This is a genomic window from Acidovorax sp. ACV02, assembly GCF_014851475.1.
Lineage (GTDB): Bacteria > Pseudomonadota > Gammaproteobacteria > Burkholderiales > Burkholderiaceae_C > Acidovorax > Acidovorax delafieldii.
On record NZ_JACUZU010000003.1, the window covers coordinates 458,209 to 484,204 of the forward strand.

Consider the following 25,996-nt stretch of genomic DNA (forward strand, 5'->3'; position numbering starts at 1 on the left):
GCAACCCGACGGGAACTCCGGGCTTAGCACTCAATCATAGAGAGTGCTAATATCATGGCTTAGAGGAAAGGATTCCCGGAATGAACATTCAATCTGGAACCGCGACGATGTCTCTGGCGCCCGCCAATCCCTGGGCGCTGGTGCCCCCCTTGGGCAATCTGGACGCCTACATTTCGGCCGTCAACCGCCTGCCCCTGCTCACGCACGAAGAAGAGCAGACTTACGCACGCCAGCTCAAGGACAACAACGATCTGGACGCCGCCGGCCGGCTGGTGATGTCGCACCTGCGCCTCGTGGTTTCGATTGCACGCCAGTACCTGGGCTACGGACTGCCCCATGGCGACCTGATCCAGGAAGGCAATGTGGGCCTGATGAAGGCCGTCAAGCGCTTCGACCCCGACCAGGGCGTGCGCCTGGTGAGCTACGCCATGCACTGGATCAAGGCCGAGATCCACGAATACATCCTGAAGAACTGGCGCATGGTCAAGGTGGCGACCACCAAGGCGCAGCGCAAGCTGTTCTTCAACCTGCGCTCCATGAAGCAGGGCTTCAAGGCCGATGCCTCGGCCGCCGATGCCGCCACGCACCGCGACACCCTGTCGGACCATGAGATCGACGCCGTGGCCGCGCAGCTCAATGTGAAGCGCGAAGAAGTCATCGAAATGGAAACCCGCATGGCGGGTGGCGACGTATTGCTGGACCCAGCCCCTGCCGACGATGGCGAGCAGGCGTTTGGCCCCATTGCCTACCTGGCCGATGCATCACACGAACCCACGGCCATGATCGAGTCGCGCCAACGCGACGCCCTGGCTACCGACGGTATTGCCAACGCACTGGCCAGCCTGGACGACCGCAGCCGCCGCATCGTGGAAGAGCGCTGGCTCAAGGTCAATGACGACGGCAGCGGCGGCATGACGCTGCACGACCTGGCGGCGGTGTACGGCGTGAGCGCCGAGCGCATTCGCCAGATCGAAGTGGCTGCCATGAAGAAGATGAAAAAGGCCCTGGCCGAATACGCCTGACCGGTCCGGGCAGCGGGGTTAATATCCCGTGCTGCAGAAGTTGCCTCGCGGGGCCCCAGTTCTGGGGCCCCGCGTCGTTTGGGCCCCCGAATATTCTTCAAGGAGATTGCACCCCATGCCCTCACGTCTCGCCTTTCCTGGCCGTGTTTCCCGCCGTGCTTCGCTGTTGATCGCGCTGGCTGCCGCATCCCCCTGGGCCCTGGCGCAAAGCGCCGGCAAGGCTGCTGCCACTGCGCCCGCGCCGCTGGCCTGGCCCACCAAGCCGCTGAAGATCATCGTGGGCTTTCCTGCGGGCTCGTCGCCGGACCTGACGGCACGCACGTTCTCGGAACCCCTGTCCAAGGCCCTGGGCCAGCCTGTGCTCGTGGACAACAAGGTGGGGGCAGGCGGCAACATTGGCGCCGACGCAGTGGCCAAGGCCCGTGACGATCACACCATCGGGCTGATGATCAACGGCAACATGACGATTGCCAAGCTGCTGAACCCGGCAGTTCCGTATGACCCGATCAAGGACCTGGCACCGCTGAGCCTGATCGGCACCTCACCGCTGATCCTGACTGCACCCGTCAACCAGCCCGGCGTGGCCGCCAACAGCAGTGCCCGCGACTTCTTCGTGGCAGCACGCAACGGTGGCGACAAGTGGAGCTACGGTACGCCAGGCGTGGGCACGGTGGGCCACATCGGCACCGAGCTGCTCAAGGCGCGCAGCAACATCAACCCCGTGCATGTGCCCTACCCTGGCTATCCGCAGGTGGCCAACGCGATGCTGGGCGGCCAGCTGCAGATGGCGCTGCTGCCCCCGGCGCTGGCGCAGGCCCAGGTGCGTGCGGGCAAGCTGCGCGCAATCGGCGTGACCTCCTCCGGGCGCAGCCCGCTGGCACCCGAGGTGCCGAGCCTGGCCGAGGCAGGCATCAGCAACTTCAACCTGGAAATCTGGAACGCCTTCGCAGCGCCTTCCACCATGCCCAAGCCCATCCAGGCCAAGCTGGCCGCGCTGATCAGCGAGATCGCCCGCAGCGAAGACGTGCGCAGCAAGCTGTTCCAGCAAGGGTGGCAGACGGTGGGCTCGTCTCCCGAAGGCCTGGCCAACCGCATCAAGGCCGACACCAATCTGCTGGGCGGCGTGATTGCGATGCGGGGCATCAAGGCCGAATAAGGCCCAAGAGCATCAGCTCATGCGGGGCCGCACAGTGCCTCGCATAACAGCGGCATGGCACAGGCCCCGGGTCACTCAGGGGCTGGGGGCTCAGCCCCCGGCCTCGGCCAACAACACCTTCACATCGGCCGCCAGGGCCTGTGCGCCGCTGCCATAGCGGTTGTAGACCCGCAGGCGCCCTGAGGGGTCGTACACGTAGCTGCCTGCAGAGTGGTCCATGGTGTAGCTGGTGGGCGTCTTGCCATCGACTTTCTTGTAATAGATCTTGAAGTCCTTGGCGACGGCGGCCAGCTGCTCGGGTGTGCCGTACAGCGCCAAGAAGCTCGGGTCGAAGTTGGCCATGTAGGCCTTGAGCACTTCGGGGGTGTCGCGCTCCGGGTCCACCGTCACAAAAATGCCCTGCAGACGGCCTGCGTCCTTGCCCAGCATCTGCTTGACCTCGGCCAGCTCCTGCATCGACGTGGGACACACGTCGGGGCACTGGGTGTAGCCGAAGAACACCACCACCACTTTGCCGGCAAAGTCCTTGATGTGGCGTGGCTGGCCGTTGTGGTCGGTCAGGGGAATGTCGCGGGCGTACTCAGCGCCGGTGACGTCCACGCCCCGGAATTCGGCCTTCTTCTCGGAACATGCACCCAGGAGGCCTGTAGCGCATATGGATATTGCACCAGCCGCTATCAATTGAAGAGCATTTCGTTTCTGCATGGAGATCATCACAGCACATAGTGGTCCACCAGCAGTGCAGCAAACAGCACGCTCAGGTGGATAAGGGAGAAGCGGAAGGTCTTGCGGGCCAGAGCGTCCGAATAATTGCGCCACAGCGCGAACGCGTACCCGCAGAAACCCAGACAGAGGAGCACGGCGGCAATCAGATAGATCCAGGAACTCATGCCGTAGATGAAGGGCATCATGCACCCGGCCAGCAGGATCAGCGTGTACAAGAACACCTGCAACCGCGTGAACTCGTTGCCGTGCGTGACCGGCAGCATGGGCAGGCCAGACTTGCGGTAGTCCTCCACCCGGTACAGGGCCAACGCCCAGAAATGCGGTGGCGTCCACAAAAAGATGATGAGGAAGAGGATAAGCGCCTCGGGCCCCACATCGTTGGTCATGGCCGCCCAACCCAGCACCGGCGGCATGGCCCCCGAGGCGCCGCCAATGACGATGTTCTGGGGCGTCAAGGGCTTGAGGATCACGGTGTAGACCACCGCGTAACCCACAAAGGTGGCAAAGGTGAGCCACATGGTCAGCGGGTTGATCCAGACATACAGCAGCACGGAGCCTGCGGCACAGAGTACGGCCGAGAACAGCAGGGTCTGCGCGTTGGACAGCTCGCCCTTGGCCGTGGGCCGCCAGGCGGTGCGCTTCATCTTGGCGTCAATGCCTTGCTCGACGATGCAATTGAACGCGGCTGCAGCACCCGCCACCAGCCACACGCCCAGGCAGGCCAGCGCCATGTGGCCCAGTTGCGCAGCGTTGGGCAGGCCGGGCACGGCCAGCACCATGCCGATCAGTGCACAAAAGACGATGAGCTGTACCACGCGGGGCTTGGTCAGCGCATAAAACTGCTGGAACCGCGAGGGCGGCGCAGCAACGGCGGAGGGGGCAACACTCATGCAGATACTCTCGATGCGCCCGTGGGCGCGGAAAACTCTCGGGGCGCGGGCGCAGCGCGGCTGGACACCAGGGCCCAGGTCAATACCACCACCAAAGCTGCGGCACCGCCGGTATGCAGCACCGCCGCCACCAGGGGCCAGTCCAGCACCACGTTGGACAAACCCGTCACCAGTTGCAGCAAGGCCAGCCCGCCGATCCACCGCGCCTGCGTGGGCAACACGCCACTGCAGTGAAAACGCCAGGCCACGAGGCCCAGCGCCAGCAGCACCACATAGGCCATCAGGCGGTGCACGTAGTGAATGGCTGTGAGCGCTGCAAAGCTGATGTGACTGCCGTCTTGCAACAGGCCCAGCTTGCGCCAGATCTGGAAGCCTTGCGCAAAGTCCATGGCGGGCCACCAGCTGCCCTGGCAGGTGGGGAAGGTTGTGCATGCCAGCACCGCGTAGTTGGTGCTGACCCAGCCCCCCAGCACCACCTGCAGGGCCAGCAGCAGCGCGGTCACCGCCAGCCCCCAGCGCAGCGCGGGGGACAGGGCCACCGGTGAGCGCCCCTGGGCACTGTGGGTGTGTCGTACCGCCTGCACACACAACAGGGCCAGCAGCACCAGGCCACCGATCAGGTGCAGAGTGACGATGGCGGGAAAGAGCTTCATGGTCACCGTGAGCGCGCCAAACGCACCCTGCAGGCACACCCACAACAAGGTCACTGTAGGCCACCAGGGACTGAGCGGAGGCGCCTGCCCGCCATCGCGCTGGGCGCGCCGCAGCTGCACCCAGGAGGAGACAGTGATGACAATGATCAGCACCCCCACCCCCGTGGCGAGATACCGGTGGATCATCTCGATCCAGGCCTTGCCGTGGGTCACCGGGCCGGTGGGCATGGCCTGCTGGGCGGCTGAAATCTCGGCGCGGGCGCCCACCGGGCTGGCACTGCCATAGCAGCCAGGCCAGTCGGGGCAACCGAGGCCCGAGTCGGTCAGGCGCGTGAAAGCGCCAAACAGCACCAGATCAAACGTAAGAAACAGCGTGAGCACCGTGAGCGCCTGCAGGCGCCGCATGGGAGAGCTGCGGCGGTTACGCGCCCACACCCAGACCAGCGGCCCCAGGGCGATCACCAGGCCGAGCAGCATCAGCTCGAGCACTGGAGCCAGGTCGTACAGCGGTTGGGCATCGGTCATGGCTTGACCGGCCGCCCCGGCTCGTCCCACGAAGAAGAAGCGCGCAGCAGACGCTCCAGATCACGCTTGGCCTTGGCGGCGCCACCGGTGTCCATGGCGGCCGGAAAACGCATCATCCAGTTGCCCATCGGGTCCACCACGTAGAGGTGGTCCGCCAGCTGCTGGCCCGGGGCAGGCTCCAGCCAGGCCTTGAGCGCGCCCGGGTCCACCCGCAACACGGTAGCCTGTTGCAGGGCGGGCGTGAGGGCGACCGGAGGCAAAGCGTTGTCGTTGATCAGCCAGACCCAGTCCAGACGGTCCTTTTCCTTGCCCAGGCTCTCGCGTAGCTGGCGCTGCAGGTACAGGTGCTTCTGGCAGGCCGGATCACAGTCGCCCCCCGCCACGCTCACCAGCAACCATTGGCCTTTGAGGGCCTCCAGCCGGGCGGCCCCACCATCGAGCGTGGAGGCCATGAGCGCGGGCACTGTGCGCTGGGGATTGATCAACTCACCGTAATTGCGCCGCCCCTCCGGACGGATCACGTAGTAAGTGAAGTACGAGGCAACCACCGGCGCCGCGCAGATCAGCAGCACGCCCAGCATCTTCCAGCGCCCATGGCGCGCACGCTGCACGGTGGCGACCGCATCCCCCGCCTCGGGCAAGGTGTGCACGGTCAGCCCCAGCGGGTGCTCTGCACGGGCGCCCGCCTGTGAATCAGGCGGCAGGCTGGCTGCGCGGGCGAATGAACCGTCGGACGATTTGGAACCAGACATAAAGGAGTGCTATCAGGCCGCAGAGCCCGAACCATTGAAATGCGTAACCGTAGTGTTTTTCGATGCCTGCGCCGACCACAGGCCAGTCGCGTTGCAGGCCATCGCCCGCGTCGCCTGCCGGGCCTGTCTGCAACACCGTAAGGGAGGCGAGCGCCAGACCGGTTTCGGTACGGAACGCTGCCAGGTCGAGATTTTGCCGGATGCGGGAAGACCCCTGTGCGCTATTGCCCCCTTGGAACTCATACAGCCGCGAGGGCGCCAGGGCCACACGGCCTTGAACGCGCACCTCGGTATCAGCCGGCGTGGTCACGGAAGGCAGCTGGGTGCGGTCCTGAAAATTGCGCCCCACCCATCCGCGCTGCACCAGCACCACCCCAGCACCCCCGCCAGAAAGTTGCAGTGGCGTGAGCACAAAAAACCCAGGGCGCCCCTGCATCTGCCGATTGTCCAGATACACCGTGTGTGCAGGCAACCAGCGCCCCTGCAGCACCACAGCACGGTGTACGAGGGCCTGTTGCGCCTCGGGTTTCTGGTTAGTCAGGTCTGTCAGCGTGCGTCCATCAATGGCCGGCAAGGTGGCGCGCGCATCCAGCATCGCCTGCAGCGATTCTTTCTGGGCGGCTCGCGACAATTGCCAGCGCCCCAAAGAGGCGGTGACCAGCATGCCCACCACGGCAGCCAGGGTAATGAGCCAAAAACGCAGGTCCACAGGACGGCGAAGGGGGGTCACAGGATAATGCGCTCCATGAAATACCTCGTAGTGCTGGCGTTCCTCGCCATTTTGGCCAGCCTGGCATCGGCTCTGTTCTTCATGATGCGCAATGGGCGCGACGACAAGAGCAAGGGCAACCACATGGCCAAAGCGCTGGCGGTGCGTGTCGGGCTGTCCATCGTTCTGTTTTTGTGCATTCTGGTGGCCTGGCAGCTGGGATATATCCAGCCCACCGGCCTGCCCGCCACCCGTTGACCTGAGGGCTTGGTCCGCAGCCTGGGAGGCTTGGGCCCATCACAGTCCACCACTGGCCAGCACGCAGAGGGTGGAACAAAAAAAGCGCCGCGAGGCGCTTTTTTTGATGACTTCGGGGTCTGACTTACATCCAGTAGACCAGCACGTACAGGCCCAGCCACACCACGTCCACAAAGTGCCAGTACCAGGCCGCACCTTCAAAGCCAAAGTGCTTGTCGGCCGTGAAGTGGCCTTTTTGCAGGCGCAGCGTAATCACCAGCAGCATCAGCATGCCCAAGAACACGTGGAAGCCGTGGAACCCGGTGAGCATAAAGAACGTGGAACCAAACACACCCGAGCTGAGCTTGAGGTTCAGGTCGGTGTACAGGTGGTAGTACTCATAACCCTGCACCAATAGGAACACGAAACCTAGCAGCACCGTGGCCCACATGAAGCCGATGGTCTTGCCACGCTGGTTTTCACGCAGAGCGTGGTGGGCAATGGTCAGCGTCACGCCGGAGGTCAGCAGCAGCGCTGTGTTGATCGTGGGCAGCCAGAAGGGGCCCACCGTCTGGAAGGGCTCGATGATGCCGGCCGGCGAAGCGGTGGCGCCAGCGGCGAGGCTGGGCCAAACGGCCTTGAAATCGGGCCAGAGCAGCGCATTGTCCAGGCTGCCCAATGCAGGCACCGAGTGCGAGCGTGCCCACCACAGGGCTGTGAAGAACGCGCCGAAGAACATCACCTCGGAGAAGATGAACCAGCTCATGCTCCAGCGGTACGACAGATCGATCTTGTGACCATACAGGCCACCTTCGCTCTCACGCACCGCGTCGCCGAACCACTGGTACAGCGTGAACAGCCACCACACCAGCCCCACGGCCAGAGAATATTTACCCCAGTCGTGGCCATTGATCCACTGGCCTGCGCCGAGGATCACAAAGAACAGACCGGCCGCGGCCATCACCGGGTGGCGGGACTCGGCGGGCACATAGTAGTACGGGGTTCCGCCGTGGGTTGATGCACTCATTTCAGCTCCTGATTCTCAAAATCTTTGTTTTCAGTATTTGTTCGCACGAACCAGCCAACACACACTCACACAATCCAGTTCACCAGCCCGATCAGACCAATGACGAGCAAGAAAACCGCGATCAATCCCACCACGATGATGTGAATCGGATTGAGCTTTTCGACATCTTGCTGGTACTCGCTGCCTTTGCGCAAGCCAATCAGCGACCATGCCACTGCACGCACTGTGCGCAGCAACGAGCCCTTGCGTTGCGAGGGCTTGACGTCTGCCGATGGCTCCAGGGGCGCACTCATGACCCGGCTCCTTGCATGCCTGCAGAGCTGGGCGCGGGCAGCACCACCGCCGCCGTCGATTCGGGAGCTGCCGGTGTCTTGCCGCCCACCTCGAAGAAGGTGTACGACAGCGTGATCGTGGTGACGTCTTTGGACAATTTCGGATCAATCACGAACGCCACAGGCCAGGTTTTCTTTTCACCCGGCTCCAGGGTGTACTGATTGAAGCAAAAACATTCCAGCTTGTTGAAATGCGCAGCGGCCTGCCGGGGCGCGTAACTGGGAATGGCCTGAGCGGCCATGCGGCGGTTCTGCACGTTTTGAAACTCGTACATCACCGTCGTCAGTTCACCAGGGTGCACCTGCACAGAACGCTGCGCTGGCTTGAAGTCCCAGGGACCGCGCGAGTTCGCGTCGAACTCCACGGTGATGGTGCGCGACTTGTCCACCTGGGTGTTGGCGGGTACGCGTACATCCTTGCCAGCCACACCGTTGCCAGGCACCTGCCGCTCGGACAGCGACAGGATGTTGATGCCCGTCATCTCACAGATGTGCTTGTAGATCGGGATCAGCACGTAGCCGAAGGCGAACATGCCAGCCGCAATCACGACCAGCTTGCCGACCATCTTGGCGTTTTCGCGGTGCAGGCTCATGGGGTGGGCCAGTGGCTTCAGCGGGACAGCAACACCACCTTGACCATGAACCCGACAAAGAACACCACCGCCACGGACGCCAGAATCAGCGCCAGCCGCAGGTTGCTCTTTTTTTGCTCGGGGGTCATGGACATGGTGTTCAGCCAATCACGCGGGTTGCAGTGGCGTCCAGTTTGGGAGGATTCTCAAACGTGTGGAAAGGCGCGGGGGAAGGAACTTCCCACTCCAGGCCCTCGGCACCGTCCCATGGCTTGGCGGGGGCCTTGGCGCCGTTGCCACGCATGGCAGGCACAACGACCGCCAGGAAGAAGTACACCTGCATCAGACCGAAGCCAAACGCACCCACCGAGGCAATCGCGTTGAAGTCAGCAAACTGCATCGGGTAGTCGGCATAACGACGGGGCATGCCAGCCAGGCCCAGGAAGTGCATCGGGAAGAAGGTGATGTTGAAGGTGATCAGCGAACCCCAGAAATGGATCTGGCCACGGGTTTCGGAATACATCACGCCGGTCCACTTGGGCAGCCAGTAGTACACGCCAGCAAACATGGAGAACAACGAACCTGCCACCAGCACGTAGTGGAAGTGCGCCACCACGTAGTAGGTGTCCTGCAGCTGGATGTCGATGGGCGCCATGGCCAGAATCAGGCCGGTGAAACCGCCCATGGTGAACACGAAGATGAAGCCCACGGCAAACAGCATGGGGGTTTCAAACGTCATGGAGCCGCGCCACATGGTTGCGATCCAGTTGAAGATCTTCACGGCCGTGGGCACGGAAATCAGCATCGTGGCGTACATGAAGAACAGCTGGCCAGTCACGGGCATGCCGGTCGTGAACATGTGGTGGGCCCACACGATGAACGACAGGATCGCAATGGACGAGGTGGCGTACACCATGGAGGCATAGCCAAACAGCTTCTTGCGGCTGAACGCGGGAACGATCTGGCTGATGATGCCGAAGGCCGGCAAGATCATGATGTACACCTCGGGGTGACCGAAGAACCAGAAGATGTGCTGGTACATCACCGGGTCACCACCACCGGCGGGGTTGAAGAAGCTGGTACCGAAGTGACGGTCCGTCAGCGTCATGGTGATGGCACCGGCCAGCACAGGCATCACGGCGATCAGCAGGTAGGCGGTGATGAGCCAGGTCCAGGCGAACATGGGCATCTTCATCAGCGTCATGCCGGGGGCGCGCATGTTCAGGATGGTCACGATGATGTTGATCGAGCCCATGATGGACGAGGCACCCAGGATGTGCATCGCGAAGATGCCAGCGTCCATGGAAGGGCCCATCTGCAGCGTCAGCGGTGCGTACAGTGTCCAGCCCGCAGCAGGAGCGCCACCGGGCATGAAGAACGAGCTCACCAGCATCAACGCGGCAGGAATCATCAGCCAGAAGCTGAAGTTGTTCATGCGCGCAAAGGCCATGTCGGAGGCGCCGATCTGCAGCGGGATCATCCAGTTCGCAAAGCCCACGAAGGCCGGCATGATCGCGCCGAACACCATGATGAGGCCGTGCATGGTGGTGAGCTGGTTGAACAGCTCGGGGTTCACCAGTTGCAGGCCGGGCTGGAACAGTTCGGCGCGAATCAGCAGGGCCAGGATGCCGCCGACCATCAGCATGGTGAACGAGAACAGCAGGTACAGCGTACCGATGTCTTTGTGGTTGGTGGCAAACACCCAGCGGCGCCAGCCGGTGGGGCCATGGTGGTCGTGGCCGTCGTGTGCGTGGTCGCCAGCGTGCCCGTGGTTGTCGAGTACTGCGCTCATGGTGAATTCCTCAATACGATGGGGCGATGATTACTTGCCACGCTGGGCCACAACTTCAGCTGGCTGCACCAGCTGGCCGGTCTTGTTGGACCAGTTGTTCTTGGTATAGGTGACCACGGCGGCGATGTCGGTGTCGCTCAGCTGTGCCCATGCAGGCATGGCGCCGTTGTTCTGCCCCTTGAGCAGCACCTGGATCTGCTTTGCATGATCGGCATCCAGCACCACGGCAGCGCCGTCGAGTGGCTTGATGGGGCCAGCGCCCTTGCCGTTGGCCTGGTGGCAGGCGGCGCAGTTGGCCGCATACACCTTCTCGCCGCGCTTGAGAATGTCGTCCAGTGCCCACACCTTCGTGGGGTCGTCCAGCTTGGCTGCGGCCTTCTTCTTTTGTTCGGCCACCCAGGCGGTGTAGTCCTCAGCGGACACCACCTTCACGTGGATGGGCATGTAGGCGTGTTCCTTGCCGCACAGCTCGGCGCACTGGCCGTAGTAGTCGCCGATCTTCTCGGCGCGGAACCAGGTGTCACGCACGAAACCAGGGATCGCGTCCTGCTTGATGCCGAAGGCAGGCACCATGAAGGCGTGGATCACGTCGTTGGCCGTAGTGATGATGCGGATCTTCTTGTTGACCGGCACCACCATGGGGTTGTCCACCTTGAGCAGGTAGTTGGCGGGAGCGTCCTTGACGTTGCCGCTGTCGGACATCACGCGGTGGCTGCTGTCCAGCGTGGAGATGAACGCCAGGCCTTCGCCTTCGCCCGTGATGTAGTCATAGCCCCACTTCCACTGGTAGCCCGTGGTCTTGATCGTGAGGTCGGCGTTAGTGGTGTCCTTCTGGGCTACCAGCACCTTGGTGGCGGGCAAGGCCATCAGGATCACGATGATGAAAGGAACAATGGTCCACACCACTTCAACCGTCACCGACTCGTGGAAGTTGGCAGCCTTCGCGCCTTTGGAGCGGCGATGCTTCCAGATCGAGTAGAACATCACGGAGAACACTGCAACAAAGATCACCGTGCAGATGATCAGCATCATCCAGTGCAGAAAGTGCTGCTCTTCTGCGATCTTGGTGACGGGCGGCGCCAGGTTCAGCTGGTTGACTGCAGGGCCGCCAGGCAGGTCCTGAACGGCATGGGCTGCGGAGCCCACCCATGCACCGGCAATCAGCAGCAGAGAAGCCAGCTTGTTGGAAATGCTCTTCATAGTTCTCACTTACTTCTAAGCCTCAATTTAACCAATCCCTTTCGCGCGCCTGCGTGGGGTCAGGCAGCGCGCAAGGCCATGCGGATCTCCGATGCCAAGGCCGGTCGGAGCTCTGGGCGCACATAGCGCCCCACCTCCACCGAACGGCCCTGCGCAGACAGCGTGATCAGCGAATGGTCTCCCGTCTTGGGCTCTACGCGAACCCGGCTCCGGTCAAACTCCGCGCGCTCCAGCCTGCCTGCTGTCTCCAGCTCCACCACAAGGCGCGAGCCCTGCAATGAAATCCTCTCGCCATCCGCCGCATGGCGACCGTACATGGCGAATGCAATCCCTACTGCCACGATTTCGAGCCAGGCGAAGGGCATCACCAGGTGGGCGCCGAGCATCCAGAAGAATGTCGCGATCCCCAGGGACACCACACACAGCGACAGGTACATCCAGCCCAATTGCGTCGGCGTGACCGAACAATTGCGAACCAGACGCCAGTCAATGCGCTGACCCGACACCGTGGCAAAACGAAAAACCAAGCCCGTCACCGTGAGTGCTCACAAGACTGCCGGCTGCAGCACACGTTGCGCCTTGGGCACAACAGGCACAGCCTGCCAAATTGCGCGGGAAGATGCCCGAAATCTCAATAACCAAGAATTGTAGCGTGCCTTGTTCCAAGTCATTGACACGCCGTTACAGGTTAGTTCTCAGTGCCGCCCTTGCGCAACATGGCACGCATGTCCTGCAGCGACACCGCGCTGCTGGAACTGACGCGCACCCGGGGTGCAGGCTTGAAGGCATGGCCATAGATGATTTCAAAAGTCAGTGCCAACTGACCATTCTGGCCCGGATCGGCCAGACGCTCAGACAGCACTTGGTAGAGCTTGTCGCGCCAGCGCCGTCCGCGCAATGAGGGAAAGCGATCAGGGTGCAAATTGACACCCAGCTCGCGCAGCTCCTGAACCAGCCGCTCGGGAGTGGCAAATGTGAGCGTGATGCGCTCCATGTCCATCACCGGCTCTGCAAAACCTGCGTGCACCAGCATGTCACCCCAGTCGTGCATGTCGGTAAAGGCATGGCCCGCAGGCGGCCAGCCCAAGGCGGCGTACACGCCATGCAGTTCGCGCAGCGTGTCCGGTCCGAGACACGAGAACATCAGATAACCGTCCACCGCCAGGGCGCGGTGCCAGCGGCCAATCAAATCCTGCGGGTCGGCCGCCATGTGCAGCGCCATGTTGGACCACAACATATGCACACTGGCATCGGCAGGCGGCCCCATTTGCAGGGCCCCAGCACCCCAGCGGGCGGGGTTCCACCAGGGCTTGGCCAATGCCTGCCTCGCAACGGGTTCGCAATGCGCGCTGGTCTCGTACACCTGGCAGCGCGCCTGCGGGTAGCGAGCACTCACCAGGGCATGCGCCTGCAAACCGCCACGCACTGGGTCCCAGTGGCACCAGGACTCTGGGGCCTGGCGAATCCACTGCAGTCGGTCCTCCATGCGGCGCGCCACTTCTTCGTGCAGCCAGGGGGACGCAGCCGGCGCTGCGGCATGCCAGCGGGCGGCGGCAACAGGATCAATGGTGGGGGGACGCTCGGAGGACATGGGCGGTACAGAAGGACGCGCGAGTATATTGATTCATGCTCTTTTTGGGTTTGCCAGGGATTTCACGCCGCCTCCACGCCTGGGTGGACAAAGTGCCTAGCCAGTGCGCCGTGTGCCACGCCTGGCCGTCGCAGCGTGTCTGCAATGCGTGTGTGATGCGGTTTGCCCAGCCTGCCACGCGTTGCCAGCGCTGCGCCCTGCGGGTGCCCGCAGGGATTGCTGTGTGCGGCGCCTGCCTGCAGAACCCGCCCAGCTTCGACGCCTGCATTGCCGCCGTGGACTACGCCTACCCCTGGGCCGACGCCCTGGCGCAGTTCAAGTTTCGCGGCGATCCGGGGTGGGCCAGGGCCTTGGCCACCCTCATGCGCAGCACGCCCTGGATGGAGCCGGCGCTGGACGCGGCCGACCGAGTACTGGCGGTTCCCCTGTCCACCGAGCGCCTGCGCGAGCGGGGCTTCAACCAGGCGGCCCTGCTGGCGAGGCAGCTGGCTGGTGCCAAAGCGGACTGCCACACGCTGTTGCGCCTGCACGCCACCGAGGCACAAAGCGGCCTACCCCGGGCGCAGCGGCTGCGCAACCTGCGTGGCGCCTTCGCCGTTGAACCCGCCCGCGCAGCCAGCCTGCGCGGCCAGCGGGTGGTACTGATCGACGACGTGATGACCACGGGCGCCACCCTGCATGCTGCTACGTTGGCACTGCGCGAGGCGGGTGTCGCGCACGTCACAGCCGCTGTGCTGGCGCGCACGGAGCTGGACTGAAAAGCACCAGACAGGTAGCGAACAGGAACCGAGGAGGTAGCGCACACCTACCAAAGGGATACTTTTGATTACGAGCGGTTGCTCAACTCACAGGTCCAACGATGACAATGGCGGTCATGTTCCATATCGTCCTCGTCGAACCCGAGATCCCGCCCAACACCGGCAACGTGATTCGCCTGGCGGCCAACACCGGGTGTTCGCTGCACTTGATCGAGCCCCTGGGGTTCTCGATGGAAGACCGCCAGATGCGGCGGGCAGGGCTGGATTACCACGAATACGCCAGCGTGCAGGTCCATGCGGGCTGGACGGCCTTTCTGCGAGACACCCAGCCAGACCCGACCCGCATGTTTGCGATGACCACGCATGGCTCACAACCCGTGCACTCCACGTGCTTCCTGCCCGGCGACTGGATGGTGTTTGGCGCTGAAACGCGGGGACTCCCCCCCGAGTTGCGCGAAAGCTTCCCCCCGGCGCAGCGCCTGCGCCTGCCCATGGTGCCGGGTCAGCGCAGCCTCAATTTGTCCAATGCGGTGGCGGTGACCGTGTTCGAGGCCTGGCGCCAGAACAGCTTTGCCATGCCCGACGGGCAGGTCATGGTCGAGCCCGAAGGCACGATCATCAGCGGGTTCGCGCAGCTCAACTGAGCTGGCCGGACTTTTCCGCCATGGCGCGGGGCACGTGTTCGGTCAGGAAGTCCAGAAACACCCGCGTGCGCGCGGGCAGCATGCGGCCCGAGGGCAGCGCCGCATAGATCGTGTAACGCGAAAAGATCCAGCCGGGCAGGATGTGGACCAGTTCGCCGCGGGCCAGGTGCTCCTCGGCCAGCAGGCGCGACGTGACAGCCACGCCCGCCCCGTCCACAGCGGCACGCATCAGCAGCTCGGTGCTGACGGACTGCAACACCGCCGGTGCGTCCACTTCTTCATCCGGCACGTCTGCCCGCAGCGACTGCAGACGCAGCTTGCGGCCGGGCCCTGACTGCAGGCGCACAGGCGCGCTCGAATCGCGCAGGTAGTCGTGGTGCACCAGGTCTTGCGGCTCACGCGGAATGCCCCGGCGCTCCAGGTAGTCGGGGGACGCCACCACGATCGCCTCCCCCTGCACCAGGGGGCGCGCGACGATGTTGGCGTCAAAGTCCTCGCCCGCCACCATGATGGTCACATCGAACTCATCCACACGGCTGGAGGCATAGGCGTCCATGCTGATGTCCAGCATGAGCTTGGGGTAGTAGGCATGCCACACCGCCACCATGGGTGCCAGAAAGTTGGTGGCGAGCACTGGTGCCGCCACGATGCGGATGGTGCCGCGCAGATCGCGCGTGCTGGCAGCGGCAGCGGCCTCGGCATCATCGATCTCATGCAGGATGGCGCGCACCCGCTGCAGGTACGACTCCCCCGCGTCGGTGAGCGCCAGCTTGCGGGTGGTGCGTTGCAGCAGGCGCGTGCCCAGGTGCTGCTCCAGCTCGGCCACCATGCGGGTGACCACGGGGGGTGACATGTCCATGGCGCGGGCAGCGGCGGCAAAGCCGCCCTCTTCCACCACGCGCTCGAAAATTTTCATGGCTTGCAGGCGGTCCATGGTTCAGACCTCCTGCCCGATGGCGAACCGGCTCAGGCCGGAGCGCCGAAGTTGCGCGCGAGGGATTCCGCCACACACACCGGCTTGTCGCTGCCCTCGCGCTCCACGGTAACCAGCCAAGTCATCTGCATGCCATCGGGCGCCACGGGCTCGGCAGCCTGCAGCGTGAGGCGCGCCCGCAAGCGGCTGCCCACCGGCACCGGCGCGGTGAAACGCACCTTGTTCAGCCCGTAGTTGACGCCCATGCGCGCACCCTCGATGGTCAGGCCCGTCTCGAAGAATTGCGGAATCAGCGACAGCGTGAGAAACCCATGCGCAATGGGCGCGCCAAACGGCCCGGCCTTGGCACGCTCGGGGTCCACATGGATCCACTGGTGGTCGCCCGTGGCCTGGGCAAACAGGTTGACCTGTTCCTGCGTGATGGTGATCCAGTCGGTCACGGCGACCTCCTGGCCCACGCAGGCGCTGACTTCGGAATAAGAGCGGAAGATTTTCATCGTTGCAATGTAGCCCTGCGCTCCGGCGCGCCTTGTCTGCCGGGTGACAGGTGTTTTCCCGGGGGATTGGATGTACGTCGTGCTTCACGCTGTCCTTCAAGAATTGAGCCACGTGCAGATCCCTTGCCACTGCTCCAGGTCGCGTGCCACGCGGCCAGGGGCCACGTCAAACAGCGTGAGGCCGTGTGCTGCCAGGTGGATGTAGTTCTGCGTGTCACGCAGATAGCCCAGCACCGGAAACCCCAGGCTGTCTACAAAATGATGCAGTTGCTCGGCCGCCTTGGTGCGCGCATCCACCCGCATGCCGACGATGCCCACGGGCACCCCGGCGGCGTGGCGGTGCTCGGCCAGCTGGTCCAGAAAGGCCCGCGTGGCAAAGATGTCGAACACGCTGGGCTGCAGCGGCACGATGACCTTGTCAGCCAGCTTGAGCACATCGTTCAGGCGCCAGCCGTGCAGGCCGGCGGGCGTGTCGAGTACCGCGTGGGTGGTGCCCTTGGGCGGGCGGCTGATGACGTCCGAGCTGGTGTCCCAGCTGCCGATGGGGCGCGCAGCGGGCGGGCGCAGGCCCAGCCACAGCCGGGCGGACTCCTGCCGGTCGGTGTCGCCCAGAATCACGGGATGCCCCTGGCTGGCAAAGTAGCCCACGATGTTGGTGGACAGCGTGGACTTGCCCACTCCGCCCTTCGGGTTGGCGACAACAACTACTGGCATGACAAGCTCCTTGGAATCTGCAGGTCCATGAAAATACAAGCCAAATCAGCCTCAAGCGCAATATTCATATGCGCTAGCAGCTATCAAATCAGAAGCACCCTCTGACACCCCAGCGGTGCCACAGCCGCCTCAGGCGTGCTGGCCGCCGCGCTTGACGAAGAACAGCCCCGCCCCCACCGCCATCAGCAAACCGCCAAACACGCGGTTCTGCGCTCGCACGGCCCGCGCACTGCGCATCAGGCGGCGCAGTGCGCTCGCCCCCGCAGCGTAGCCGTGCATGACCACCACGTCCACCGTCACCGTGGTGGCGGCCATCACCAGCAGCTGCGTCCACAGCGGGCGCGTGTCGGTCATGAACTGGGGCAGCACGGCCACCATGAAGATGATGCCCTTGGGGTTGGTGGCGTTGGTCAAGAAGCCGGTCAGGCAGCGTTTTTGCCAGGTGCCCGCCGACTCGGTCTCATCACCTTGTACCGGCGATTTATCACCAGCACGCCACTGGCAGAAGCCCACATAGATCAGATAACACGCGCCCAGCACTTTGACGATGCTGAACGCCACCTCGGACGCCAGCAGCAGCGAGCCCACGCCCGCCCCGGCAATCAGCAAAATCAGCAACAGCCCCAGCTGCAGGCCCAGGATGGTGGCGCCCGTCTTGCGCACACCGAACGACAGACCATGGCTCATCGACAACACAGCCCCCGAGCCCGGCGACACCGCAATCAGGCACGACGCCGCAAAAAAAGCCAGCCAAGTCTGCAAATCCATGGGTCACCGTGCCTGTGTGCGAAGAAGGGCCCGCATCTTAGCAACGCGGGGCTCCATGCACCATGATCTGCATAAAAACAGGCTCAGGCGCTAGATAATCATGCCTTAGTTGCTATCAAATAAATAGCGCCATAGATCCAAACCACGGCACCCAACCCAACGCCTTGCAGCGGTGCCAGAATCTGCTACACCCGCCCCGCTCCTCGGGGGCGCGGTGTTCTGCCTCCCCACGACGACCCCCAAGCGCACGCCCATCCATGGAACACGCCCCCACCTGGCTCACCTACGGTTTCCTGTACCTCACCGCCGCCGTGCTGGCCGTGCCCATTGCCAAGGCGCTGGGCCTCGGCGCCATCATTGGCTACCTGGCAGCGGGCATCGCCATCGGGCCCTGGGGCCTGGGGCTGGTGAGCAACGTGCAGGACATCCTGCACTTTGCCGAGTTTGGCGTGGTGCTCATGCTGTTCCTGGTCGGGCTGGAGCTGCAACCCAGCCGCCTGTGGGCGCTGCGCCGCCCCATTTTTGGCACTGGCACCGCCCAGGTGCTGGGCTGCGCGGCTGTGCTGTTCGCGCTGGGTGCGCTGGCCGGCCTGCCCTGGCGCGTGAGCCTGGTGGGCGCGCTGGGCCTGGCGCTGTCGTCCACCGCCATTGCGCTGCAATCACTGGCCGAGCGCAACCTGATGCGCACACAAAGCGGCCAGGCCGGCTTCTCCATCCTGCTGTTCCAGGACGTGGCGGCCATCCCTATCCTGGCCCTGCTGCCCGTGCTGGGCGCGGCCGCCGGTGAAGGCGCAGGCCACACCCCGGGCGAGATGGTGCTGGAGGTGCTGAAGATCGTCGGCGTGATCGCCGCCATCATCCTCGGCGGGCGCCTGCTGCTGCGCCCTGTGCTGCGCTGGATCGCCAAGAGCAACACCCCCGAGATCTTCACTGCCGCCGCGCTGCTGCTGGTCGTGGGCATTGCCTACCTGATGGTGCTGGTGGGCCTGTCGATGGCGCTGGGCGCCTTCCTCGCCGGCGTGCTGCTGGCCGACAGCGAATACCGCCGCGAGCTGGAGGCCGACATCGAACCCTTCAAGGGCCTGTTGCTCGGGCTGTTCTTCATCGCCGTGGGCATGAGCATCGACTTCGGCGTCATCCTGCGCTCGCCCGGGCTCATGGCCGCCATCCTGGTCGGCTTTCTGGCGGCCAAGGCCGTGGTCATCTACGCCCTGGCCAAGGTAGTCGAGATTCCCTACCAGGAGCGCCCTGTCTTCACCCTGCTGCTGGCCCAGGGCGGCGAGTTTGCGTTTGTGGTGTTCCAGGCCGCCGCCGGCGCCAACGTGTTCCCGGCCGAGACTGCCTCGCTGCTGATCGGCGCCGTGGCGCTGTCGATGCTGATCAGCCCGCTGTTGCTGGTGCTGCTGGACCGGGTGCTGCTGCGCCGCTATGCCCAGCTCAAGACCGCCACGCCCCAGGCCGAGGAAATCTCCGAGCCCCAAGAGGCGCCCATCATCATCGCGGGCTTCGGCCGCTACGGGCAGATCGTCTCGCGCGTGCTGCTGGCCCAGGGCATCCCCACCACCGTGCTGGACCACAGCGTGGACATGCTGGAGGTGGCGCGCACCTTTGGCTACCGCGTGTTCTACGGCGACGCCACGCGGCTCGACCTGCTGCGCATCGCCGGAGCCGAACACGCGCGCATCCTGGTGGTGGCCGTGGACGATGCCGAGCAGTCCCTGCAGATCGCCAAGCTGGCGCGCGAACACTTCCCGCACCTGCAGGTCGTGGCCCGCGCGCGCGATGTGACGCATTGGAACAAGCTGCGCGACCTGGGCGTGACCCTGGTGCAGCGCGAGCTGTTCGAGTCCAGCCTGCAAAGCGCCCACACCGTGCTGGAGCTGATGGGCCTGCCACCCGCGCAAGCCACCGCCATCACCCAGCGTTTTCGCACCCACAACATCGCCCTGGCCGACCGCATGTACCCGCACCACAAGGACCGCGCCAAGTTCATCGCCGTGGCGCGAGAAGGTCGCAACCAGTTTGCGGAGCAGATGGCGCGGGAGCGTCAGGAGAGTGCGGCGCTGGGCGCGGCCGCTGGTGCATACCCGGGCTACGGCGCAACGGAGGATGGCCCTGGCGGGGACGCCCCCTTGAACACCAGTACCTCCGACAAAAACAAACCTTAGCGCTTATCTTTATTGCCCACATTGCTATTCATTCAATAGCATCCAACAGCACCCCAGGAAAGTAGCCAACGCTATCGCCGCAAGGCTGCGGCCCCGCGTGGCCTCAGTGCTTGCCCTCAACGCAGCCCGCTACCGCCGGCACAAGGGGGCGGCCTCATGGACCCGGCTGTATCCGAACACAGGGCTCAATGAAATACAGCCCGCCCCGGCATCACCGCTCGGCACCCAGGCAACGATGTCGGAGCTGCCCGGCGCTTGCTTCACAAACTCGCGCATGCGGCCATGCTCGTAGGACGCGTTGGCAGGCGATTCACAAAAGAGCTTCGTGCTCGTGTACCGCCGTCCTTCCAAGACATAAGAAAACTGCACGTCTGGTACGCCCACCCGGTTGCCTCCTCGGGGGTGCTGCCGGGGCACCACGGAGGTGAAGGTCACGGGAACGGTGTAGAAGTTGCATGCAGGTGGAGGGCCGTCGTGGAACAGCAACATGGCCGTGACCCACAGCACGGGGCCCAGGACAAGGGTCAGTCCCAGGACTGCAGCAAAGCGTCTCACCAGACGTCCTCTCAACGATCAGCAGCCCGGGAGTTTGCCCCAATTCGCCATCCCCAAGAAAGGCTGGCGCCCGGTCGCAGGCGACCAAAGCCGGAGCAAAGGAATGCAGCGTCATCGCCGCAAAAGATAATCATTCGCATTACAATCCATCACCTTCAGCCAGCCAGCGTCCCGGGACATCACGCGAGCCAGTGCACTCCGCGTTTTGCCCACTCTCCAACGGGACATCCATGCCTTTCCAGCCCTCTCGCGCAGCCCTGGCGTCCAGCGCTGCCCGCACTTTGGCGCATGCCATTCCTTCGGTCTGCCAAGCCCGTCTGTTCGCCCTGACACCCCTTGCCCTCTGCCTGGCCCAGGCCGCAATGGCCCAGCAGGCTGACGCACCGGCAGCAGAGGCCGCGGCCTCTGACCACAGCGTTACCGCCCCCCAGCTCCAAGAAGTCCGCATCAACGCCAGCACCGAAAAAGACATGGGCTTTGCACCCGTGGAGGCCCAAACCGCCAGCAAGGCGCCCATGCGGCGGCTCGAAACTCCGCAGTCCGTCAGCGTGGTCACGCGAGAGCAGATGGAATCGCGGCAGATCACCAACGTGCAGCAAGCGCTGCAGACGGTGGCGGGGGTCAGCCCGGTCAACTTTGGGCGCCGGGGGTTTGACGATCTGAATATCCGGGGCTTTCGCTCCACCGAGTCCATCCTGGTCGATGGCCTGGTGCAAAGCCCGGGCATGTGGGCCAAGCTGCAGCCTTATGGCTACGAGCGCTTCGAGGTACTCAAGGGCTCGGCCTCAGTGCTCTATGGCCAGGTGCAGCCGGGCGGCATCGTCAACGCGGTGAGCAAGCGGCCCAAGAAGGAGGCGATCAACGAGGTGGGTGTGGAAGTGGGCAGCTTCGGCCAGCGCACGCTGCAGGCCGACATCAACCGGCCCCTGTCCGAATCGGGCAAGACGGCGCTGCGCATCAACGCACAGGTGTCCAACGCCGACGACCCCACGCAGTTCGTCTACCGCAAGGACCGGTGGTTTGCGCCCTCGCTCTCCATCGACCTGGGTGCGCAGACCGACCTGGTGCTGTTTGCCACCTACAGCCAGAGCGAGTGGATGCGCCAGCAGGGCATCACGCCCTACGGCACGGTGTTGCCCAACCGCAATGGCACGTTGTCACGCACGATGTTCACGGGCGACCCGAGCTTCGGTGTGTATGACGTGGAAAGCACCACGGTGGGCTATGCGCTGGAGCATCGCCTGTCGGAGGCCATGACCTTCCGCCAGAACGTGCGCTACGAGACCGAGAAGGGCACGGGCAACTTCGTCTCCAACCAGGCATTGCAGGCCAACCAGCGGCTGCAGAACCGCCAGGCCTCGCGCCAGTACATGGACTACGACCTGCTGGCCACCGACACCTCGCTGCTGTCACGTTTCGAGGCGCTGGGCGTAAAGCACCAGCTGGTGACGGGCCTGGATGTGCGCAGCGGCACCAGCCTGCTGGCCAGCCGCACCTGCCGCATCGGCGCGCTGGACCTGTTCGCGCCCGTGTACGGCATGCAGGCCACCTGCCCCGAGGCGCTGACCAGCGATGCGCCTTCCAAGCTCACCGTGGCGGGCCTGTACGCGCAGGACCAGATCAAGTTCGGCCAGGGCTGGACGGCCTTGGTGGGCCTGCGCCGCGACTGGTCCACCAACGATACCAACAACCGCGTGGCCAACACGCAGACGCGCCAGAAGGACAACGCCACCACGCTGTCTGCCGGCCTGGTGTACGAATTCAAGCCAGGCTGGGCCGCTTATGGCAGCTATGGCGAGTCCTTCCTGCCCCAGTCGGGCCTGACGTTTGGGGGATCGAACTTCGTGCCCGAAACCGGCAAGCAGTGGGAGGCGGGCGTGAAGTACGAGGCCCCCGGTGGCCAGATCACCGGCGCGCTCGCCGTGTTCGACCTGGTGCGCCAGAACGTGACCACCGCCGACCCGGTAAACACGGGCTTCAGCGTGCAGACCGGCGAGCAGCGCGCGCGCGGGCTGGAGCTGGAGCTGGGCGCCGACCTGAAGAACGGCTGGAAGATCACCAGCGCCTACACCTACACACAAAGCAAGGTCACGCGCGATAACAACGCGGCGATTGTGGGCCTGCCGCTCAACCTCACGCCGCGCCACACGTTCACGGCCTGGGCCACCTACAAACTGCCGCAGTACCAGCGGGTGACGCTGGGACTGGGCGGACGTTATGTGAGCGAGCAGATCGGCTCGTACCCCTTCACGCTGCCGTCGTACTTTGTGGCCGATGCGTCCGTCAGCTACATGGGCGAGAACTACCGCGTGACGGCGGGCGTGAAGAACGTGTTCAACAAGGCGTACTACGACGGCGCGATCAACGCCAACGTGGTCTCGCCTGCATTGCCCCGCAGCTTCAGCCTGGGTGTGACGTACTTCTTCTGACGCAGCGCCCCACTACATCGCCCACACGCCATGACCAGCCAGCGCACGCTCAACCGCCTCTTCACCCTGCACTCCTGGGCGGGCATCGTCACGGGGCTGCTGCTGTTCATCGTGTGCTTTTCGGGCGCGGTGGTGGTGTTCAAGAACGAGATCGACCTCTGGGCCAACCCTTCACTGGCAAAGTTGCCACGCTCGGAAAAGCCGGCCTCGCTCGACGCGGTGCTCACGCAGCTGCAGACCCGCTACCCGGGCGCGACGGTGGAAACCATTGCGCTGCCCGATGCCGTCAACCCCAGCTACTTCGCGTTCGTGCGCGAGCGCGGCGCGCCTGCCAACACCCGCACCAAGGTGGCCTTGCGCTCCGACACCGGCACGGTGGTGGGCCCGGTGGACAGCCAGCTCGGCCAGTACCTGCGCATGCTGCATGTATTCCTGTTCTTCGGGCCGCGCTGGATCGTGGGGTTCCTCGGCGCGGCGATGCTGGTGCTGATTGCCACCGGCATCGTCATCCATCGCAAGATCCTGGCCGAGCTGTTCACCCAGCGCTGGGGCCGCAGCTTTCGGGTGGTGATGTCGGACCTGCACAAGTCCGCAGGCATCTGGGGCCTGGGTTTTCATATCCTGATTGCCGCCACAGGCGCTTGGATGGGGCTGGCGCCGCTGTTCGAGCAGGGCTACAAGTTCATCACCACCCCTGCCGCAATGGCGCCCTCTCAGCCCGCGCGCAGGGCCGAGGGCAACGAGCCCGTGCTCATGCAGTCGCTGGATGCGATGTATGCCACCGCGCAGCAGGCCGTGCCGGGGCTGGAGGCGCGCTATGTGTCGCTGCGCCGCTGGGGCACGGGCACCGCCGAGGCGGGTTTCACCGGCAACCTGAGCGGCCACCTGGCCAGCACCGCGCGGGTGGACATCCATGCCGTCACGGGCGTTCCCAAGAAGGTGCACGACCCACGCACGGCGGGCTTCTGGTCGCTGGTCAACAGCCTGATGGAGCCACTGCACTTTGGCGACTTTGGCGGGCTGGCGCTCAAGTGGCTGTATTTCTTTCTGGGCATGACCCCGGCGTTTTTGTCGATCTCGGGCACGCTGATCTGGCTGGATGCGCGCCAGCAGCGCAGGCGCGAGGCCGACGCGGCACATCCGGCGTCCGCAGGCAACGCCATCGCGGCGGGCTGACGGGCACCAGCCCCCACCTTCCACACCACACCCACCATGCAACGTTTCTTTTTGGCCCTGCATGCCACCGTGCCCGCCGCGCTCCTCGTGGCGGTGTTCGTACACCTGTGGGGACCTGCGGGCTTGGCCCCGCTGGCGCAGCGGCCGGTGTGGACGGTGTGGGTGCTCATTGCCGTGTGGCTGCTGATGTCGGCCCTGGCCGCGTGGGCGCTGCGCACGCTGGCGCTGTGGCGGGTGGCGCTGGGCAGCACCGGGGCGCTGTTGGCTGTGGCGGCGCTCACCGGCCTGGCACTCGGTAGCGCCCTGGCACCCGCCATGGCCCTGGGCCTTGCGGCCACGGGTCTGGCCTGTGCGGGCGTGGCGGCGTTCATGGGCCCGCAGCGGGTGCAGCAGACTCATCGGCGCCGGGGGAGCCGCCCGTCCATTGCTGTCATCCCGGCGGCACCACGGCATGTGGTGTCCCACACGGGCCGCCCCTGGCCGTTGGCACAGCTGACGCACCTGCCCTTCTGGCTTTGCGCGGCGCTGGCGGTGGAGTCATTCCGTCTGGCGCACATCGTGGCGGTTGAGCCCGCTCGATCGGCCGCCATGCTGGGCCTGCTGCTGTCGTTTTTTGTCGGGTTGCCTGCGGCCACGGTGCGCACCTGGGCGCCCCGCACCAGCGCCCTGCTGTGGCTGCTGGCAGGGCTGGCTTGTGCCGGCCTGGCAGCAAAGGCCGGGCTGCAGCAAGGCTGGGTGGCCGCCATGCTGTGCGCGGCAGCAGCCTGCAGCAGCGTGTGGTCGCTGCACCACCGGCTGGGGGCCCGGAGCCTGGGCCATCGCAGCCGCGCCCGTCACACCCCGCGCCACCCACAGCCCTCGGAGACCGCATGAACGAACTGCTGGGCATTGCCGCCGCCTTGGCCTCGCTGGTGGCACTGGCCTGCTGGGCCCGCACAGTGCCCACCCGTGCGTGGGGCGATGACACACCCACGGGGGCGGCGCGATGGCGCGCCAAGGCGGTGGCGCTGGGCACCTTGCTGTTGCAGACCACCACCGCCAGCCTGGCTGCTGGCTGGGTCGCCGGTGTGGCCCTGGTGCTGGCCGCATGGATGGTGCTGGGCTGGTTGCTGGTGCTGGCCATGAACCTGTGGCCGCAGGCCAGCCAGCGCTGGGCACTGCGGTTGGGGTGGCTGGGCCTGGGCGGATGTGTGCTGGCGCTGGTGGCCTGCGCATTGGGCGAGGGCCTGCTGCGCTGAGTGGACGCAGGCAAGTGCTGCACCGGGACCTGACGGGGCCTACCGGGCATACACAACGCCCATCTGCACATTTTTTGCTCAAAATACGTCCAAGCGCTACTGATTTATGCCTCAGTAGCTATCAAATAGATAGCGACTAACCCCCCATGGAATCGCCAGCGGCCACGGCACAATCGTCGCCATGGATTCGCTGATCATCAACGCCCCCTGGGTGCACACCCTGCGCTTTGTGCTGGAAGTGGCCGCCACCGTGGCTTTCGCACTGTCGGGCGTGATGGCCGCCGCGCGCAAGCGGCTGGATGCCGTGGGCGTGTGTGTGGTGGCCTTCGTGGCCGCGTTTGGCGGGGGCACGCTGCGCGATTTGCTGCTGGACCAGCGGCCCTTTTTCTGGATTCGCCACACCGAGTTTGTGTGGGGCATTCTGGCGCTGTGCATCGGCGCCATGCTGTTCATGCGCCAGCGGCACTTTGAGCCCACCGAACGCGCCATGCTGCTGCCCGATGCCATCGGCCTGGGCCTGTTTGCCGCTGTGGGCGTGGACATTGCCACCGCCATTGGCATGCCACCCATCATCAGCGTGATGATGGGCGTGACCACCGGCGTGTTTGGCGGTGTGCTGCGCGACGTGCTGTGCAACGAGGTGCCCCAGGCCTTCAGCGACCACCGCCCCTATGCGCTGTGCGCGTTTGCGGGCGGCTGGGCCGACGTGGCCCTGCGCCAGATGCAGGCTCCCGACTGGGCGCCGCTGGTGGTCTGTGTGCTGCTCACCGCCGGGCTGCGCGGGTTGGCGGTGTGGCGCAACTGGGAGCTGCCTGCGTGGCGGGTGTGATGGGGGCATCGGCCCCCTCCCGCGCAGGGCTGGCGCGCCTGTGACAGCATCGGGTGCCCGAGGCCCGCACACTGGCCTCCGTCCGACTGCAGGAGACACCCC

General features: G+C 64.8%; 28 protein-coding genes. 11 read left to right on the forward strand and 17 right to left on the reverse strand.

Annotated features, from left to right (window positions below):
* The first annotated feature begins 80 nt into the window (after positions 1-80).
* Both rpoH and IB236_RS09425 read left to right on the forward strand, forming a co-directional pair.
* Entirely contained in the window at positions 81-1,022 is a 942-nt protein-coding gene (gene rpoH, locus IB236_RS09420; RefSeq protein WP_056065967.1) for an RNA polymerase sigma factor RpoH, read from the forward strand.
* A 115-nt stretch (positions 1,023-1,137) separates the two neighbouring features.
* Entirely contained in the window at positions 1,138-2,178 is a 1,041-nt protein-coding gene (locus tag IB236_RS09425) for a tripartite tricarboxylate transporter substrate binding protein (RefSeq protein ID WP_192420297.1), read from the forward strand.
* Positions 2,179-2,268: 90 nt separating this feature from the next.
* On the opposite strand, the gene IB236_RS09430 is transcribed toward IB236_RS09425, so the two are convergent.
* Genes IB236_RS09430 through IB236_RS09450 form a run of 5 tightly spaced genes read right to left on the reverse strand, consistent with a single transcriptional unit; the run spans position 2,269 to position 6,454 of the window.
* Positions 2,269-2,883: an SCO family protein gene (locus IB236_RS09430; protein ID WP_192420299.1), complete on the reverse strand. Its 615-nt coding sequence runs from the start codon at positions 2,881-2,883 to the stop codon at positions 2,269-2,271.
* 8 nt (positions 2,884-2,891) lie between these two features.
* Entirely contained in the window at positions 2,892-3,794 is a 903-nt protein-coding gene (cyoE, locus tag IB236_RS09435; RefSeq protein ID WP_192420301.1) for a heme o synthase, read from the reverse strand.
* Complete coding sequence (locus tag IB236_RS09440; protein WP_192420303.1) at positions 3,791-4,972, reverse strand: heme A synthase; 1,182 nt, start codon at positions 4,970-4,972, stop codon at positions 3,791-3,793. The genes cyoE and IB236_RS09440 overlap by 4 nt, the downstream gene beginning before the upstream one ends.
* Positions 4,969-5,724 carry a hypothetical protein gene (locus tag IB236_RS09445; protein WP_192420305.1) on the reverse strand — a complete coding sequence of 252 codons (756 nt, stop codon included), beginning with the start codon at positions 5,722-5,724 and terminating at the stop codon, positions 4,969-4,971. Before IB236_RS09445 ends, IB236_RS09440 begins: the two co-directional genes overlap by 4 nt.
* Positions 5,666-6,454, reverse strand: a complete 789-nt coding sequence (locus tag IB236_RS09450; RefSeq protein ID WP_192420307.1) for an SURF1 family protein — start codon at positions 6,452-6,454, stop codon at positions 5,666-5,668. Before IB236_RS09450 ends, IB236_RS09445 begins: the two co-directional genes overlap by 59 nt.
* Before the next feature lie 15 nt (positions 6,455-6,469).
* On the opposite strand from IB236_RS09450, the gene IB236_RS09455 reads away from it, so the two are divergent.
* Positions 6,470-6,691, forward strand: coding sequence for a twin transmembrane helix small protein (locus tag IB236_RS09455; protein WP_056065987.1), 222 nt, complete (start codon positions 6,470-6,472; stop codon positions 6,689-6,691).
* 124 nt (positions 6,692-6,815) lie between these two features.
* Here IB236_RS09455 and IB236_RS09460 read toward each other — a convergent pair whose 3' ends face one another.
* The 8 genes from IB236_RS09460 to IB236_RS09490 all read right to left on the reverse strand — a co-directional run bounded on the left by IB236_RS09460 (position 6,816) and on the right by IB236_RS09490 (position 13,184).
* Positions 6,816-7,697: a cytochrome c oxidase subunit 3 gene (locus tag IB236_RS09460; protein WP_056065990.1), complete on the reverse strand. Its 882-nt coding sequence runs from the start codon at positions 7,695-7,697 to the stop codon at positions 6,816-6,818.
* Positions 7,698-7,762: 65 nt separating this feature from the next.
* Entirely contained in the window at positions 7,763-7,990 is a 228-nt protein-coding gene (locus IB236_RS09465) for a DUF2970 domain-containing protein (protein ID WP_056065993.1), read from the reverse strand.
* Positions 7,987-8,622 (reverse strand): cytochrome c oxidase assembly protein, encoded by a 636-nt coding sequence (locus IB236_RS09470; RefSeq protein WP_056746811.1) that lies wholly within the window; start codon positions 8,620-8,622, stop codon positions 7,987-7,989. The genes IB236_RS09465 and IB236_RS09470 overlap by 4 nt, the downstream gene beginning before the upstream one ends.
* Positions 8,623-8,639: 17 nt before the next feature.
* Positions 8,640-8,750: a cytochrome oxidase small assembly protein gene (locus IB236_RS24310; RefSeq protein WP_225581085.1), complete on the reverse strand. Its 111-nt coding sequence runs from the start codon at positions 8,748-8,750 to the stop codon at positions 8,640-8,642.
* An 11-nt stretch (positions 8,751-8,761) separates the two neighbouring features.
* Positions 8,762-10,393 (reverse strand): cytochrome c oxidase subunit I, encoded by a 1,632-nt coding sequence (gene ctaD / locus IB236_RS09475; protein WP_056066001.1) that lies wholly within the window; start codon positions 10,391-10,393, stop codon positions 8,762-8,764.
* Between the two features lie 30 nt (positions 10,394-10,423).
* A complete protein-coding gene (coxB, locus tag IB236_RS09480; protein ID WP_056746812.1) occupies positions 10,424-11,593 on the reverse strand; it encodes a cytochrome c oxidase subunit II in 1,170 nt (389 codons plus the stop codon).
* Between the two features lie 59 nt (positions 11,594-11,652).
* On the reverse strand, positions 11,653-12,129 hold the full coding sequence (locus IB236_RS09485; protein WP_056066007.1) for a DUF2244 domain-containing protein: 477 nt from the start codon (positions 12,127-12,129) through the stop codon (positions 11,653-11,655).
* A gap of 152 nt (positions 12,130-12,281) precedes the next feature.
* Positions 12,282-13,184 carry a methyltransferase domain-containing protein gene (locus tag IB236_RS09490; RefSeq protein ID WP_192420309.1) on the reverse strand — a complete coding sequence of 301 codons (903 nt, stop codon included), beginning with the start codon at positions 13,182-13,184 and terminating at the stop codon, positions 12,282-12,284.
* A 35-nt stretch (positions 13,185-13,219) separates the two neighbouring features.
* On the opposite strand from IB236_RS09490, the gene IB236_RS09495 reads away from it, so the two are divergent.
* Positions 13,220-13,942: a ComF family protein gene (locus IB236_RS09495; RefSeq protein WP_192420311.1), complete on the forward strand. Its 723-nt coding sequence runs from the start codon at positions 13,220-13,222 to the stop codon at positions 13,940-13,942.
* A 116-nt stretch (positions 13,943-14,058) separates the two neighbouring features.
* Entirely contained in the window at positions 14,059-14,586 is a 528-nt protein-coding gene (locus IB236_RS09500) for a tRNA (cytidine(34)-2'-O)-methyltransferase (RefSeq protein WP_056066014.1), read from the forward strand.
* Here the strand turns inward: IB236_RS09500 and IB236_RS09505 are convergent.
* From IB236_RS09505 to IB236_RS09520, 4 genes are all read right to left on the reverse strand, one after another.
* Positions 14,579-15,520: a LysR family transcriptional regulator gene (locus IB236_RS09505; protein WP_121942124.1), complete on the reverse strand. Its 942-nt coding sequence runs from the start codon at positions 15,518-15,520 to the stop codon at positions 14,579-14,581. The genes IB236_RS09500 and IB236_RS09505 overlap by 8 nt on opposite strands.
* Positions 15,521-15,552: 32 nt before the next feature.
* Positions 15,553-16,017 carry a MaoC family dehydratase gene (locus IB236_RS09510; RefSeq protein WP_056066019.1) on the reverse strand — a complete coding sequence of 155 codons (465 nt, stop codon included), beginning with the start codon at positions 16,015-16,017 and terminating at the stop codon, positions 15,553-15,555.
* Positions 16,018-16,113: 96 nt separating this feature from the next.
* Positions 16,114-16,731 (reverse strand): ParA family protein, encoded by a 618-nt coding sequence (locus IB236_RS09515; protein WP_056746815.1) that lies wholly within the window; start codon positions 16,729-16,731, stop codon positions 16,114-16,116.
* A gap of 129 nt (positions 16,732-16,860) precedes the next feature.
* Positions 16,861-17,499, reverse strand: coding sequence for a LysE family translocator (locus IB236_RS09520; protein WP_056066027.1), 639 nt, complete (start codon positions 17,497-17,499; stop codon positions 16,861-16,863).
* A gap of 257 nt (positions 17,500-17,756) precedes the next feature.
* Here IB236_RS09520 and kefC point away from each other — a divergent pair, with 257 nt between their 5' ends.
* The 6 genes from kefC to IB236_RS09555 all read left to right on the forward strand — a co-directional run bounded on the left by kefC (position 17,757) and on the right by IB236_RS09555 (position 25,894).
* Positions 17,757-19,667: a glutathione-regulated potassium-efflux system protein KefC gene (gene kefC, locus IB236_RS09525; RefSeq protein ID WP_056746816.1), complete on the forward strand. Its 1,911-nt coding sequence runs from the start codon at positions 17,757-17,759 to the stop codon at positions 19,665-19,667.
* A gap of 785 nt (positions 19,668-20,452) precedes the next feature.
* Positions 20,453-22,651 carry a TonB-dependent siderophore receptor gene (locus IB236_RS09535; protein WP_192420313.1) on the forward strand — a complete coding sequence of 733 codons (2,199 nt, stop codon included), beginning with the start codon at positions 20,453-20,455 and terminating at the stop codon, positions 22,649-22,651.
* Positions 22,652-22,681: 30 nt separating this feature from the next.
* Positions 22,682-23,827, forward strand: coding sequence for a PepSY domain-containing protein (locus IB236_RS09540; protein ID WP_056746819.1), 1,146 nt, complete (start codon positions 22,682-22,684; stop codon positions 23,825-23,827).
* Between the two features lie 36 nt (positions 23,828-23,863).
* Positions 23,864-24,700, forward strand: a complete 837-nt coding sequence (locus tag IB236_RS09545; protein ID WP_192420315.1) for a hypothetical protein — start codon at positions 23,864-23,866, stop codon at positions 24,698-24,700.
* Positions 24,697-25,065 carry a hypothetical protein gene (locus tag IB236_RS09550; RefSeq protein ID WP_056066043.1) on the forward strand — a complete coding sequence of 123 codons (369 nt, stop codon included), beginning with the start codon at positions 24,697-24,699 and terminating at the stop codon, positions 25,063-25,065. The genes IB236_RS09545 and IB236_RS09550 overlap by 4 nt, the downstream gene beginning before the upstream one ends.
* A 181-nt stretch (positions 25,066-25,246) precedes the next feature.
* Entirely contained in the window at positions 25,247-25,894 is a 648-nt protein-coding gene (locus IB236_RS09555) for a trimeric intracellular cation channel family protein (protein WP_056746822.1), read from the forward strand.
* Positions 25,895-25,996 lie beyond the last annotated feature (102 nt).